General features: G+C 55.1%; 9 protein-coding genes. 5 read left to right on the forward strand and 4 right to left on the reverse strand.

All coding sequences use genetic code 11. The annotated features are described in order from the left end of the window. Positions 1 to 368: 368 nt before the first annotated feature. Complete coding sequence (locus ACR3ZL_RS26215; RefSeq protein ID WP_473650143.1) at positions 369 to 1,721, reverse strand: DEAD/DEAH box helicase; 1,353 nt, start codon at positions 1,719 to 1,721, stop codon at positions 369 to 371. 643 nt (positions 1,722 to 2,364) lie between these two features. Between ACR3ZL_RS26215 and priA the strand changes: the two genes are divergently transcribed. The 3 genes from priA (at position 2,365) to ACR3ZL_RS26230 (ending at position 8,091) form a co-directional block, all read left to right on the forward strand. Further along, positions 2,365 to 4,641: a replication restart helicase PriA gene (priA, locus tag ACR3ZL_RS26220; RefSeq protein WP_486173613.1), complete on the forward strand. Its 2,277-nt coding sequence runs from the start codon at positions 2,365 to 2,367 to the stop codon at positions 4,639 to 4,641. A gap of 203 nt (positions 4,642 to 4,844) precedes the next feature. After that, positions 4,845 to 7,100 (forward strand): serine/threonine-protein kinase, encoded by a 2,256-nt coding sequence (locus ACR3ZL_RS26225; protein WP_473650142.1) that lies wholly within the window; start codon positions 4,845 to 4,847, stop codon positions 7,098 to 7,100. Positions 7,101 to 7,104: 4 nt separating this feature from the next. Further along, positions 7,105 to 8,091 (forward strand): alpha/beta hydrolase, encoded by a 987-nt coding sequence (locus tag ACR3ZL_RS26230; protein WP_473650141.1) that lies wholly within the window; start codon positions 7,105 to 7,107, stop codon positions 8,089 to 8,091. 2 nt (positions 8,092 to 8,093) lie between these two features. Here ACR3ZL_RS26230 and ACR3ZL_RS26235 read toward each other — a convergent pair whose 3' ends face one another. Together ACR3ZL_RS26235 and ACR3ZL_RS26240 are read right to left on the reverse strand one after the other, a co-directional pair. Beyond that, positions 8,094 to 9,047 carry a pyruvate kinase gene (locus ACR3ZL_RS26235; protein ID WP_486173086.1) on the reverse strand — a complete coding sequence of 318 codons (954 nt, stop codon included), beginning with the start codon at positions 9,045 to 9,047 and terminating at the stop codon, positions 8,094 to 8,096. A gap of 91 nt (positions 9,048 to 9,138) precedes the next feature. After that, positions 9,139 to 10,119: a GDP-mannose 4,6-dehydratase gene (locus ACR3ZL_RS26240; RefSeq protein WP_486173087.1), complete on the reverse strand. Its 981-nt coding sequence runs from the start codon at positions 10,117 to 10,119 to the stop codon at positions 9,139 to 9,141. A 173-nt stretch (positions 10,120 to 10,292) separates the two neighbouring features. Between ACR3ZL_RS26240 and wecB the strand changes: the two genes are divergently transcribed. Then, positions 10,293 to 11,438 (forward strand): non-hydrolyzing UDP-N-acetylglucosamine 2-epimerase, encoded by a 1,146-nt coding sequence (gene wecB, locus ACR3ZL_RS26245; protein ID WP_473650138.1) that lies wholly within the window; start codon positions 10,293 to 10,295, stop codon positions 11,436 to 11,438. Here wecB and ACR3ZL_RS26250 read toward each other — a convergent pair whose 3' ends face one another. Further along, positions 11,439 to 12,929, reverse strand: a complete 1,491-nt coding sequence (locus tag ACR3ZL_RS26250) for a hypothetical protein (protein ID WP_473650137.1) — start codon at positions 12,927 to 12,929, stop codon at positions 11,439 to 11,441. Positions 12,930 to 13,654: 725 nt separating this feature from the next. Between ACR3ZL_RS26250 and ACR3ZL_RS26255 the strand changes: the two genes are divergently transcribed. Then, positions 13,655 to 15,097: a hypothetical protein gene (locus ACR3ZL_RS26255; RefSeq protein WP_473650136.1), complete on the forward strand. Its 1,443-nt coding sequence runs from the start codon at positions 13,655 to 13,657 to the stop codon at positions 15,095 to 15,097. Positions 15,098 to 15,114 lie beyond the last annotated feature (17 nt).

Raw genomic sequence — 15,114 nt, forward strand, 5'->3', positions numbered from 1 at the left:
GGTTGTGACGGTTCTAAGGAAAGATCTCGCCCCATCAATCCATGGCGTCGTGAGAACCATCTGGTTCGATCACGGTCCTCGTTCTGCCGTCCAGGGAAGCCGCCCTGGACAGCCTTCAATCCCGTCAAAACACGTCAAATACGGGACTTAGGTAACGAAAACCAACTGCAGTCGCGGGCTCGAAATCGACCGCAATCGGCGACAATCCGCCAACACATCTCACTATCGAGACGAAAATAGGGGGGGCACACAAAAGAAGGGCTAAGTGTGAAGCCCAGAGGTCAACGGGCACAGAAAAATGACTTTCTGGCCAAGACACGCCCCAGAAAAGAAGGTGACGTGAGTCCAATACCTCGCAGCGAACCGGTCTACCGGCGGCTTTTTCGTTTCCGGTTCATCGGATTCAGACTCTTGCGTGCAGGAGCCTGCTCGACCTCGACCTCAGGTTCCGGGGCGGCTTCAACCACAGGCTCAAAGCCTTCGAGCGTGTCTCGAACCAACAATTTGTTAATCCGCTGCTCAATACTGGTCAAAACATCACCTTCACCGGGGACGACGAACGTGAACGCAATACCGTCTCGCCCCATTCGTCCTGTCCGACCAACGCGGTGAACATAATCATCGCAGTCTTGAGGAACATCGAAGTTGACAATGTGCGAGATCGTTGTGATGTCGATTCCGCGGCCCACGACATCGGTTGCGACCAGGATTTTCAGCTTCCGGTCACGCAGTTTCTGCAACACGCTGTCTCGCTCCCGCTGCTGCATGTCACCGTGGATGGCACCGCACTTGCCGTGATAGGTACGAGCCAAATGTCGATAAAGCCGGTCCGTTCCCCGTTTCGTGCGACAGAAAACGATCGCTTGTTCGGGATCTTCCCGTTCCAAAAGTCGGTCGATCAGCTCCACCTTGCGATCTTGAGCGATTGTAAAATAGCGTTGTTCGATCGTCTCAACAGCCATCTCGTTGCGACAGCAATCGATCACAACGGGCTCTTGCATGTAGCTTTCCGCCAAACGACGGACTACCGCTGGCAAGGTTGCCGAAAGCAGCAAAGTTTGACGATTTCGCGGGCATTTTCGCAAAATCCGTTCGATTTGAGGCCGAAAACCGATGTCCAGCATACGGTCGGCTTCGTCCAAGACGACACACCACACCTTATCGGTTCGCAACGTCCCACGTTGCAGGTGATCGTGTACGCGTCCCGGGGTTCCAACCACGACCTGTACGCCGTTTTCGAGTTGCCGCAGTTGGCGGTTCATATTCTTGCCACCTGACAGGACGGCAATTTCGGTGGGCAAGCCGTGAGCAAGACGTTGGATTTCACCCGCCACTTGATCAGCGAGTTCACGAGTCGGCACGACGATGATTGCTTGAGGGTCGCGGCAATCTTCTAGCGAATCAAGCTGTTCCAGAATAGGAATCGAAAACGCGGCTGTTTTCCCGGTACCGGTACGAGCCTGACCGATCACATCCGTGCCCGACAAAGCGTGAGGAACCAACGCTGCCTGGATGGGTGAGGGCTTAGTAAAGCCTGCTTCGACCAAGGCTCGTCGCATGATCGGCGACAAATCCAACTCGTCAAACGACTCCATTTCCGGAGGTGTCTCGACGGGACCTACGGATTCCAATAACGCAATCGTATCACCTGCTTCTTCGAAGCGAGGCGGTCGTGAACCGCGGCGGGGACGTGCATTGCGAGGACCTTTTGAATAACTCATCTCATGAGTTTATCGCCAAGTCGTCGCTTGCGACACTGGGTCGCTGCCACACATTCCGATCCGATCGCACTTTTGGATCGAAATTTGCCTTCGATCGCTTCAATTGGAAGTCGACCGCCAAGATCGAGCCGATTGAATCGAGCATCCAACTGCCACGACGCTTCCGCATTCTCAAAAATACGTCGCAACGCCGATAGCAAAACACCGCTTATCACCTGACCAAAGGTGTCACCAGGAACCTGATAATCCGAACACCCCCTCGTCTCTGGGCAGCTATTTCAATCCCGCTGACAATATCGAGTTCACGATGCCACTGTTTGATTCCCAGTTGATCCTTGATTCACAACCGATTGTGCCTGAAGATCACCATGGCGTCGCTCAAGTCCCGCCAGCCTTATTTTTGCCAACCCCCGGTTCAGCCTCCCGAACAACCGCTCTTCCAGTCTCAGCATCATTACCGGCTGAATCGGTTTCCACTAAATCTCCGCCAGCTAATTGCATTCCTGCTGAATGCAAGCCTACTGAATCCATACATTCCACCAGAATCACCGTGCCACCTGACTCCTCCCCATTCGATGAATCGCTCCCACCGGGGAAATTCACGTCGCGAAAAGAGGTTCCCACGGATCCGGCACAAACCGAGTTGTTCGAGACGAACCCACCGCCTTGGGAACTCGCGGTCGAAGACGATGTCTTGCTCGCATCGATCGCATTCGCGAAATCGCCTCATGGCCCGTACGACTACCGCATCCCTGATTCGATGCGTGAAGACCTGAAACCTGGCATGCGAGTCGGCGTACCATTGGGTCACCGCAAAAAGCCCACGATCGGCTGGTGCGTGGGGGTTAAAGAAGGTTCTGCCGCCCACCGCAAGTTACGCGACGTCGCCGAATTGCTCGATGAATCGCCGCTTTGCGATGCCGCTCTCGTGCGTCTGGTGATGTGGATGGGGCACTACTATCAAGTCCCCGCCGGACAGGTCTTCGACACGCTCATTCCGTCGAGTGTTCGTGCGGGCGCGGGCACGCGTCAGACCACCTATTTCACACCGGCCAAAGGAATCACCGACCAACAGATCGAGAAACTATCCGCCAAACAGCAAGCGGTGATGCGGTTATTGATCAGCAATGGAAAACCGATGACCGCTACCGAGTTAGCCGTTACGGTGGGCTGCACCGAAGATCCCATTCGGCGGCTTCGTAAGAAGGAGTTTTTGATTCCTGAAGTTCGTCGCGAAATGCATTCGAACATCCGCATTTTAGCCCAACACAACGATGGCGAACGCAAAACGAAACTGGAACTGACCGCGCAACAAGAAAATGCGCTCGAAAGAATCAACACCGCCGTCGATAGCGGACGTGGACGCACGTTGTTACTGCATGGCGTAACCGGAAGCGGCAAAACCGAGGTCTATATCAAAGCAATCGAGCATGTCGTTTCCCAGGCGGGCTCGGCGATCGTCATGGTTCCGGAAATTAGCCTGACGCCTCAAACTCGCGGGCGTTTCGAGAGCCGCTTTGACTCGGTTGCCGTTTTGCATTCGCAAATGTCGCCTTCGGAGCGGCACTACCACTGGCAACGCATTCGCCGAGGTGAGGTGCAAGTCGTGATCGGCCCCCGAAGTGCCGTTTTTGCACCGTTACCTAATCTAGGATTGATCGTTCTGGATGAAGAACACGACACGTCGTTCAAACAAGACACCCAGCCTCGCTACCACGCGCGCAAAGTCGCCCATGCACGCGCGATGGCGCTCGGCATCCCGTTACTTCTGGGATCGGCGACGCCTTCCATGGAAGCATGGCACGCCAGTCAAAACGGTCACGCTGAACTGATCTCGATGCCTAACCGCGTCGCGAATCGTCCGATGCCGGACGTGCAATTGGTGGATTTGCGGATTCGCGATGAACGCGGCGGCGGTGGCGCGATTAGCCGCCCACTGTATGCCGCGGTGGAGGAAACGATTCGCGAAAAGGGGCAGGCAATCCTGCTGCTTAACCGACGTGGATTTGCCACGACGATCCAGTGTCCTTCATGTGGCCATGTCGTTGCATGTCCGGACTGTGACATGCCGCTAACCCATCACCGCGATGGCGGCAAAGCGATGTGCCATTACTGCGACTACACGATCGGTACACCACCATGGTGCCCGGCCTGTCGGTTCGATGGTATTCGATACGGCGGATTAGGAACCCAGAAGCTAGAGATGGAAGCGAAGGCGAAATTCCCCAACGCCAAGATCGCTCGCATGGACAGCGATACGATGAAACGTCCCGGAAGCCATCAACGCGTGTTATCGGAATTCCGTGCAGGTGAAATTGACCTGCTGCTCGGAACGCAAATGATCGCCAAGGGATTGGACTTCCCAAACGTGTTGCTTGTTGGCGTGATCAATGCCGACTCCGCCTTGCACTTCCCCGACTTTCGGGCTGCCGAACGCACCTTCCAACTCGTCACTCAGGTTGCCGGACGGACTGGGCGAGGTGACCGTGGCGGACGCGTGATCGTTCAGACGTTCACTCCCGAACACCCTGCTATCCAAGCCGCCTCGCGCCACGACTACCACAAGTTCGTCGAGGAAGAGATGGTCAACCGGCGAAAGTTCAACTATCCGCCACTGGGTAGTGTGGCTCGTATCATCATCCGCGGTCCCCTCGAAGATAAAACCGAAGCGGTCGCCGACGCCATCCTGTCTCGCCTTGAATCGGCTCGAGACCTACTCGGGTCCGAAGTTCGAATCCTCGGACCGGCTCCACCGCCGATTGGACGAATAAGAGGCAAATATCGCTTTCATCTGCTGCTGCAGGCCACCGAAGCCGCCGTGGTGGGCGAGACCATTCGGCGTGCCCTGGCGGACTTCAAGACCGACCCGAAAGAAGAAATTGAGTTCCTCGTCGACATTGATCCCGTCAATTTGCTCTAGAAACAGTCGACACCTCGCAACAACGAATCGAAACAACAGCGGAACCGTTAACTGGGACAACCATCCTGGCAAATGCGGAAAGAACCCAAGACACGGAAAACGAAAGAACATTTTGCTGGCTGGTTACAGTATTCTAGTAACGGATTGAGGTACCAGCATCGTCATGAGTCGCGAACCATGGCCAGCCTTCCGCTTGTTTCGTAATGACCACCAACACGCCCACCAACTCTCAAGAATACGGCTTCCTCCAACCGCCGTCGCATCCCGGTGACCTGGGAACGCTAGGGAACTATCGAATCCTTGGCGAGCTCGGCAAGGGTGGCATGGGGTATGTATTCCGCGCCGAAGACACGGTGTTGGAACGAGCAGTAGCCCTGAAGGTCATGAACCAAAAGGTCGCGTCGACGTCCAACAGTCGCGAACGATTCATCCAAGAGGCACGAGCGATGGCCGCCGTGCATCACGACAACGTCGTCGTGATCTTCGAAGTCGGCACCCAGGACGGCACTCCGTTCATGGCCATGGAGATGCTTCGCGGTGAAACGCTCGAAGCAGTTAACAAACGCAAAGAAGGTCGCGACTTTCGAACCGTCATCGATTACGCCGCCCAAATTTCTCGAGGGCTCGCCGCCGCCCATGCAAAAGGAATCGTTCACCGCGACATCAAGCCAGCCAACATCTGGATTGAAGAAGGCAGCGGGCGAGTCAAGATTCTGGACTTCGGACTCGCCCTCGCACAATCACCGCTCGATGAGTTCACAGGTGTCGGTTCAGTATGTGGAACTCCTGGATATCTCACTCCCGAGCAGGCACGCAGTGACCCCCTCGATGCCCGCAGTGACCTCTATAGTCTGGGCGTGGTTCTGTACGAAATGTGTACCGGACGCCTACCGATTCAGTGTGCGGCGATCGCCGAGCAACTGGTGGGCTTGCTTGCGCATTCCCCTAAGCCACTGCGGGAACTGAACCCCGACATCCCGCAGCCGCTTGCCGATCTGATCCACCAACTATTGGAAAAGGAGCCCGGTGAGCGTCCCGCATCTGCCGTTGCGTTGGAACAGCAACTCAAAAAGGTTGCCGTCGAGTGTGAAGCCAAGACCGAAGTCGCTCTGTCACTCAACAAGCTTCAAGCCAGTTTGCAGGAAGTCGTTAGCAAACAATCAACCGACGTTGAACCTGTTGTCGAAACCGTTGAGCAACTGCCGGCCTTCGACACCCTCGATCCGCTATCGATTCCATCCTCGCCAACGAACCTACCTGGGGCGACGAACCTACCCGGGCCACCTGTCGCAGCCCCGGCAACCTTCCAGCGCGTCCGACCAAATTCACCAACGAAACCTGCAGCAAAGACGGCTACCGATACCGCGGCAGTCAACCCGCTGGTTTGGGTTGGCGCTGGAATCGCCGCCACCTTGGCTCTCGTGGGAATCCTAGCTTGGTTGATCTTGCCGGGTTCCTCTTCGACGCCCATCGTCGTGTCGGCACCGAACACAAACTCGAATCCCGCAAACACGAACACTGCGTCTAACCAGCCTCCCAAATCCAATCCACCTCAACAGAATCGCCCGAAGAACGAATCTAACCCTAACAGCAAATCTCGCCCCAACCGAAACAAGAACAATTCCAACGCGGGTAACAAGAACACACCCAACAAAAACAACAATCGATCAGCCAACACACCAGCGAAGACGCCCCCAGCAAACTCGAATAACACTCGCGACACCGAACCTAACTTGGAAAGCTCGCGGACCCCAGATGCAGATTCAATCGAACCTCGAACTGAACCGGAGATGAGTCCCGAACCACCGGCTGAAGTTCAAGACATGTCCTCTGAAAGCTCAACCGACCCGCCTACCGAACCCGCCCCAGTTTCGACCGTCCCCACCAAAAACTTGGTTCTGAGCACCGCAGAAGGAAACGGAGCCGATTCAACCGTACGAAGTAACTCCCCGACTACCCCGCTTGGTCTCAAACCAGCCTTAGCAATCCATTCCAAGAAAGGCGAAGAGACCCAGCACGTCTACATGCGTTTCGACTTGAGCGCCCTTCCGGTCGACCGAAAAGAGGCGTTGCAAGTCGCCCTTTCGCTGACCCTATTGAAAACACCTATCCCTCCTAGCACTGAAATTCGGCTATACGGAAGCGACGCTGACGCGGCGGAACGGTGGCGTGAAGAGGGTGCTGCCGCGATCACCTGGGGAAATTCGTTCTCCGGCCCCGGGCTTGAAAAGACGCTTCCTCTGTTGGTGAATCTTACTAGCGAAGATCTCGTTGTTGCAGGAGAAAAGATCTTCCTGACCAGTGATAAGCTGAGCGACTTTGTGCGAAAATCAAAAGGACGATCAGTCACGCTGGTCGTCGCCGGAAGCAATGCCGATGACCTAGCGGTGTTGTTCGTCAGCCGTGACAAGGATTCCGAACGGGCTCCCTCGCTGATCGTCAAAGTCCCCGATAATTAGCCGAATGACGCTAGATAGCCAGTGCCGCCAATTTCTAGACGCGGTCGCAGAAACCAAACGTCCCCCCTGGGAAGAACTGGGGGTGAGTGCAGCGCGATCGATCTTCACCAATCTGAAAGAAGCGTTTGGTGAAGCCCCCTCAATGCGTCGCGTCGAAGATCGATCGCTGACCGGACCGGTCCCACACGATGGCCCGAGCACGACTGTCAACGTTCGAATCTATCATCCCGTTGTCATAGGTCCCCACCCCGAAAAACCATTGCCAGCGTGGATGTTCTTTCATGGTGGCGGGTGGGTTCTCGGTGACCTGGATTCGCACGATGCGATGGCCCGGCGACTGGCCGACGCCTCACAAGCGGTGGTGATCTCAGTCGACTATCGCCGCTCCCCCGAGCACACTCATCCAGTCCCAATCCACGATTGCTATGCCGCCACATGTGCGGTGATCAACCAAGCCCGTGAACTTGGTATCGACCGCAATCGCATCGCCTTAATTGGCGATAGTGCGGGCGGGCATATTGCCGCCAGCGTGGCGTCGCTCGCAACGACTAAGCAACCCGGAAGCATTCACCAGCTCACCTTGTTGTACCCCGTCGTCTCACCTTCGTTTGACACACCTTCCTATCGACAATTTGCCGAGGGTTTCGGTCTAAGGCGTTCCACGATGCAGTGGTTCTGGGAAAATTACACCGGCCTAAAAATGCCCGAAATCCCAAACTCCGCCGCTTACGAAACACCATTGGACTTGATGACGTGCAACGTGAGCTCATTCCCACCAACGCACATCATCACCGCTCAGTACGACGTTCTACGAGATGAAGGCATCCAGTTTGCACAACGCCTTCACGCCACAGGTATCCAGACAACACACCGAAACTACGACGGCGTCATCCATGGCTTCGTTCACTTCGCTGGAGTGATTAGCGCTGGCGAACGAGCGACTCTTCAGATCGGGAAAATCCTCCGAGGCCCGGCAAGCGAACTGCTCTAGCTCTATTCCTTCTTGCCAGTCTGCAACGTCTGTGCAATCGCAGTGGTCAAACCAGTAAGTGATTCAGCAGTGTAGTTTTTCACTGCTGCAACATCCTGCATTTCCGGGGTCATCTCAAATGCCGTTCCCTGAGGAATCTGCACTAGTGCAAACGCCTTCTTCGACGGTATCCCCATGAAATTGAACTCACTTTTCTTGACGTTCATGATGCGATCTTCACGCATATTGGGAGGAAGAAGCTGGGCGGTCGTGTCAGCAACGGTAAGCGCTTGCCCTCGTTGCACCGGATCCAACAACCAGACGAGCGTCCCTAAATTGCCGTTCTCCGGAAACACCCAAATATAGTAACGAACTACCATCTCGCGATGCTCGCCGTTTCGCAGCATCGTCGCGGGGGCATCAATCACCATCGAATTTGGTGTCCGCGCGACCTGCTCTACTTTCGACAAGGCCGCAATATTTCCTTCCAGAACACCCCGTCCGATCAGTGATAAATTGCCGCCCAATTCACCTTGGGTCGCTGAATTCACGATCACATTCTTCCCGTCGATGTTCATCGAGAAACCAACGGCAACTTTGTCCAAGTCGTACTTTTGGTCAGCGTTCTTTTCAACGTTGGCAAGCATGACCAAATTGAACACTTCGCCATAGTATCGAACCGTTTCGGTCACAGCGTCGACATCGCCGCGAGTTAACTTCCCACGCACGAAGGAAATCAGGTGCGACCAGTTTGCTGGCGGTTCTTCGGTGAACTTGGTCCCCGGTGGAATCAGTTCGACAGGTGTTCTTTCGAACGACACTTGAGAAACCGCTGCAGTCTCTTGCGCAACAACCGGCAACGCACCCCCGAAGCTTCCCATCGCAAGACACAGCACGAAGGCAAAGCCAGCGATCTTTCCCGAGAGGCTATTACGGCAAATCTGCCTTGAGTTGGATCTTCCGATTGCATTCCACATAGTCTTCGATCTTCCTAAATGACACGACCTAAGAATCCTCAGGCCTTAAGATACCGCTGCCAACGAGTTGCAATAACCGTGCGGAAGACGATTATGGCAATTCAAGCTGACCGGACCAGGGTAGATTTTTCAAATACCAATCAACCGAAGCATCCAGGCCTTCGTCAAGTTCGACTTTTGGTACCCAATCAATCAACTCCTTGGCTTTGCTGATATCGGCCGAGGTGGTTTTGATATCCGCCTTGTGGAACTCCTTGTAGTTGATCTTCGCTTTCTTGTTCAACCGACGCTCCAACCCAGCGATGATCTCATTTAACGACACTGGCGTCCCACCACCGCCAAGATTCATAACCTCATAACCTACCGGTTTTAATGCCGCAATCGTGCCGGAGGCAATGTCGGACACGTAGGTGAAGTCACGTGACTGCTCGCCGTCACCAAACAACTCAATGGGCGTTCCCTCATGAATCCACTTGATGAAACGGAAAATACACATATCGGGACGCCCCGCAGGACCATACACCGTGAAATAACGGCAAACCGAAACATCCACGTCATACAAGTGATGGTAAGCAAAGGCCATCGCTTCAGCGGACTTCTTACTCGCCGCATATGGCGAGATCGGAGTGTTGACCGGTAACGTTTCGACAAACGGCATTGGCTGGCCGGCATACAACGACGAGGTGGATGCCAAGACGTATTTCTTAACGCCGTGCTTTTGCATCTGATCGAGCAGATTGAGACTGCCCATTGCGTTCGTCGTCATGTAGACGTGCGGATTTTCCATACTGTATCGCACGCCCGCACGCGCCGCCAAATTCAGAACCCCATCGAACGAATGCGAGTCAAAGAGGCCCTGCAGGGTCTCCATGTTTTCGATATCGCCTCGCACCACCTCGAATCGACCGCTGGAGTGCCCGACTAACCGCTCAAGACGATGTTCTTTCAGCCGAACGTCGTAGTAATCATTCAGGTTATCAATTCCGACAACCTGATGCCCCGCGTCGAGTAATTGGTTGGCAACTTCGTTAGCGATAAAACCGGCACAGCCGGTGACCAGGTAGGTAGACATGAATGCTTTGCTAAGAAGGACGCAATTGAAGGTTGTTGACCGGATCCGATGCAATCACACTGGATCGCAAACACGATGGAAAACCCCATGTTCTAGTCAGACGGCGACCAAGAACCAACCCAGTTTACGGAAAGCAGTAAGATTCGACGATGATCCGCAAGGCAACCTGACCGATGAAACGACCTAAAATAGCCGTCTTTTTCGGTACTCGTCCTGAAGCGATCAAAATGGCGCCTATTGTGGCGGCCCTCGCCCTGGACGATCGTTTCGAGTTGCTCTGCATTGCGACTGGCCAACACCGGGAGATGCTGGACCAAGTTGTTCGCATTTTCGAACTGCCGGTGCATCACAATCTAGCGGTAATGACGCCCGGCCAAACCCTGGCATCGTTATCGGCCCAATTGATGACCAAAATCGACGCGGTCCTGGAAATCGAGCAACCTGATTTTGCCCTCGTCCAAGGCGACACCACTACCGTTTTGATGGCTTCCCTGGCCTGTTTCTATCGGCAAATCCCTATCGGACATGTCGAAGCGGGATTGCGAACCGGCGACCTCGCCAGCCCATTCCCAGAGGAAGCCAACCGGGTTTTAGCCAGTTCGCTCGCGACGTTGCATTTTCCACCGACTTCGACCAGCGAACAGAACCTGCTAAACGAGAATCGGCCTGCCAACCGCATTCGGGTCACCGGCAATACCGTCATCGACGCGCTGCAGATGGAAGTCCAGCGGCAAGAATCGCCAAGCATCATTGCGGAAATCGAACTCGCTCTGAGCGATCAGTTGCCTAGCGATTGGCGTTCTACCCGAAACGTCCTGATCACAGGTCACCGACGTGAGAATTTTGGCGGCGGGTTCACCGCGATCTGTGCCGCGATTGCCGAACTTGCCCAACGATTCCCCAACGTTCGATTCATCTACCCGGTTCACTTGAATCCCAACGTCCAGGCTCCAGTTCAAGAAACACTGGGATGCTTCGACAACGTGTTCTTGTTGCCGCCGCAATCCTACCGACCGTTCGTCGCGTTGATGCGTCAATGCACTCTCGTGCTAACAGACTCGGGTGGTGTGCAAGAAGAAGCCCCTAGTCTCGGCAAGCCAGTGCTCGTCATGCGAGACACGACCGAACGCCCCGAAGGCGTCACCGCTGGCACCGTCAAACTGGTCGGTCCGGTGCAAAGCAAAATTGTCGATAGCGTCAGTGAACTACTCACCCAACCCGACGCCTACAACGCGATGGCCCAAGCCACCAATCCCTATGGCGACGGCAAAGCAAGCGAACGCATCTTGAATGCCATCGCGACATTCCTTGAAGTCTAATTATGGATTCGGCAAGGCATGCCGCTTTAAGTCTTTGCGGTAGGCGTCCAACAACAACTCATAGTTCCGTCTAACCTTGGCAGCCACATTGGTTCCCGAATCCACCTCTTGAACGACCGCCAATGCTCGATTCAACGACGCCCAATCCGTTGTCGGTTCGAACAAAACAACCTCGCCTTCACGGTTCACGACGACGAACGCGTTGGCGGACAAACGCAGCTTCCGCACTAACGATTCGACATCCGAAAGCTTGTGGACATTGACCGGGGGAGAAGGAAAACTTCCAAACTGCTTCGCTAGCGATGAATCGCTTGTGATCAAGTCAAACGAACACAGATCGCCGAACGTTGGTAACACCTGACTCCAAAATTGCACGATCCCCGCACTTTGATCACGTACTTCTGGAACCACTGCGATCAGCCGGCAGTCTCGCGTCCCCCTACCAATCGATGACTCGTCGATCTTCTTTCCGATCAGTGGCGACGGCGGCGGAGGCGGGATGGGCACAAAGGCGTCGACGAGAATCGAACGGAATGAAGGCTGTTTCGCAAACGGAACATCACCGGTTGATTTCGGTTGAAAGGTAGCGTCGTTGAGCTCCACGGTCAGTCTCCACTCACCGCCAAGTTGCCTCAACTCCATTGGCAGCGGAAGCTCGACTCGCCGGATCAGACTGGTGGCAGCTTCAATCCAAAACACAAAACGCTCTTGATCGGCGGTTACCTGAATTCGCTGTAAAACATCTCGATCGATTCGACCGTCATCCAACCATGCGAAGCTCGCCTTTGAATTCTGGTCGGTTGCAAACAGCTTGCTCATTGGATCATCCGCAAGCAACCATTCCAGTTGCGGCGGTGCCCCGGCGGATCCGGCCAATAGCCTTGACCGAAGCACTTCGTCGACGAACAAGCGTTCCAACCGAAGTCGGCTTTGACTGGGTGCAGTCCAACTCGAATACAGAACTTGCGAGTCGAAGTTCGAGGTCTCCGGTTCATCGAACCAAGCACGAAGCTCCACTTCGTCCACACCGGCCCGTGATGACGAAACATTCACCCGAACACGTGTCGCGTATGCATCGACCTGCAAAAGCCGAGCATCAAGCTGGACACGCAGCGGAGCGGTCAAAGTGCTGGCCGACTGCGAATCCTCGCCCGCGATTCCCAACTGCGGAGACATCCCAGTTCGAAGGGACGCGTTGGATCCTGCCCCGTCACCCCCAAGCCAATCACTCGGCGTTTGCAAAATAACCTTTGCGTCATCGCTGTAGTAGGAACAAACTTGATAACGCCGAAAAACTTCTCGGAGCCGAATTTGAGGATCGCCTCGGTCGGCAATCTCGGTCGCCGATGCCAAACGCGGTCCTGTAACCGAACTGGAACCTGCAGCCCCAGGCTCTGAAGGTCGACATCCGACACCCACGACGAGGATCGCGAATAGGCCCAAGCAACGACCAACATGGTAAGCCACCAATCGCGACAATGAAATCTGCATCCGTTCCCAATGTTTTCTAAGTCGAGTGTTTTCGAAGTCGATGTTTTGCAGATCACCGCTAATTGAATCCGCAAGTTCACGCTTTCTGCCTAACCCCAGGTCCTAATTACACACCGATGCAAGGACACGATCGGCCGCCTGAGCAAGCTGAACGACACAGATGTATTGATCCAACAAGGCGAAACTCGAAGCGTCACCGATGGGAAAACTCAGTTGTCCGTCCGCTCATTTCAATCAGCATCGGCTAACAGTGGCCCCAACTTGGTCGGTTTGCACAGTAGCTGTTTTTCCGCGGCCGCCCTACCGCATTTTCGGCAAACATATTTGGCGTCGGTAATCTGTAACGCCAAAAACGGCAGCGAATCCTCCAAAACGTTTCGTTTCCACTTACAAATCTCTTTTTTGGGGGGCGAATGACTCAAATCGATTTCCTATTCAGCGATTGTGTGTCGTAAGCGGGCGTAGGATACAACGATTGTACACATGCCAACGGATAGTCCGATTGCTCAGCTCATCGGGTTTACTCGGTTCATCGGGCTTGGCCGTATCGCGTCCCCAGATTTCGCTGGTTGTGGCTAGGTGAACGTTCAGCCATGAGCCGCATTGCGTCGATGCCACAAGTGTATTTCAAGGACGAAATCACTTCAGCGATGGATCGCGGTATGTTTTTCCAGGGGACCAATACACGTAGACGCCGACTTGCTGCGCAAATATGCGCAGTCACGATGTTCGCGTCTGCACCGTTGGCCACCATTACCTGGAACCCCGCCGCCCAAGCTGATCAGCTACCCGCCTTAGAATACGTTTCCGATGGGCAAGATGTAGCAACGGGACAATCCCCTCGCTCGTGGAACCCCAGCACAACTTGGCAACCACGCCCGCTTTCACTGCCAGCCACATCGGAAAACCGAGACCGGTGGAGTCCCCCCGCTCCAGTGGCCCCGAGAATATCCCAAGTCGTCATTCAACCGGCGCCCCCGGCACCGATCACGCCGGCACCCGAGTCCGCACCGACGCCTGCGGAAATTCGTCAACAACGGCTGGCTCGTCAGCGTGCTGAAAACAAAGTTGCAAGAGAGCTAAGCGAGCAGTGGACCAGTAACCAACCGTTGCCACCGTCGGATCAAATCGATATTGGTTCGCGGAAGTCGCAACTTGCGGCAATCGCCGTTGAGCAATTGCGATTAGCCAATGCATCCGTTAAACGAGGTGCCATCGCATCGGCACAAGCGGCCGCTTCGCAAACGTTGCGTACCATCGCTACCCTTCGCGACACTCAAGCGGGCGGCAATACACACACGCGGCAACTCAACGAGTGCTTCGTCGCCATCCGCGAATCCACTGACTTTGCTGGACGATATGGACCGGTCGACACGGACGCAATCGGGCGATTGATCGAGGTCCATCAAACTCCGACCCTCAAGCAAGTTTCCACATCGCGACTGACGGCTTCCCGTGCAGTCGAGGCATACCTGCAGTTCGCCAAAACCCGACTCGTCGAAGCAACCCAAGGTGGTCCTCTGGCTGCGGAAGCCGCCATGATATTGGCCGATGTCGAAACGTTGGTCGCTGAAGGTGCGGTGGAACCACCAACGGAACACTCCAAGTTGCATGCATCGTCGCTCGCGCTCACCTATCGACGCGCCGCAGTCGAGATCGCTCCCGAAAACGCGGATGCCGCAGCCAAACTTGGACGCTCGCTCCTAAAGCGATCCATCCCACAAGCCGCCAAAGAGCTGCTACTGCAAAGCGTGAACGCCGAACCCACTCGCCAGCGAGTTGAATCACTGCTTGAGGCAGCGGCTCTTTCGGGCGATTTCATCCTGGTCGATCAGTGCGAAAAGCAACTTGCCGCGACACCGCTGCCAAGCGAATTGCCCATTCACGTCATGTCACCCCAGGACTTCGCTCGCACCAGCCAAACGGTGCATTCGCCAGGTTTCGCCTCAGCCAGTCCAAGAGCCAACACCTACCAAACCTTGCTATCACCGCAAGCCACCTCACCTCCATCTTCAGCACCACAATATCGCGTGGGTAGCCGTCCGGTCTATTCGGCCGCGCCAACTCGTTCGAACAATTCGCAAGGCCCACAAGCGGATCGAATCGTCGACCCCACGTTGCCCGCTCCTCCGGCTGCGAACCGGTCCAATGGACGTTTGCTTTGGTAGTCAATCTTATGAAATCA

Source organism: Rhodopirellula sp. J20-39, from assembly GCF_057365095.1.

Coding starts and splice junctions, on each gene's coding strand:
- ACR3ZL_RS26240 (WP_486173087.1), bottom strand. CDS start 10,119: ATGTCTACCTACCTGGTCACCGGCTGTGCCGGTTTTATCGCTAACGAA.
- ACR3ZL_RS26230 (WP_473650141.1), top strand. CDS start 7,105: ATGACGCTAGATAGCCAGTGCCGCCAATTTCTAGACGCGGTCGCAGAA.
- ACR3ZL_RS26235 (WP_486173086.1), bottom strand. CDS start 9,047: ATGTGGAATGCAATCGGAAGATCCAACTCAAGGCAGATTTGCCGTAAT.
- ACR3ZL_RS26250 (WP_473650137.1), bottom strand. CDS start 12,929: ATGCAGATTTCATTGTCGCGATTGGTGGCTTACCATGTTGGTCGTTGC.
- wecB (WP_473650138.1), top strand. CDS start 10,293: ATGAAACGACCTAAAATAGCCGTCTTTTTCGGTACTCGTCCTGAAGCG.
- ACR3ZL_RS26215 (WP_473650143.1), bottom strand. CDS start 1,721: ATGAGTTATTCAAAAGGTCCTCGCAATGCACGTCCCCGCCGCGGTTCA.
- ACR3ZL_RS26225 (WP_473650142.1), top strand. CDS start 4,845: ATGACCACCAACACGCCCACCAACTCTCAAGAATACGGCTTCCTCCAA.
- ACR3ZL_RS26255 (WP_473650136.1), top strand. CDS start 13,655: ATGTTCGCGTCTGCACCGTTGGCCACCATTACCTGGAACCCCGCCGCC.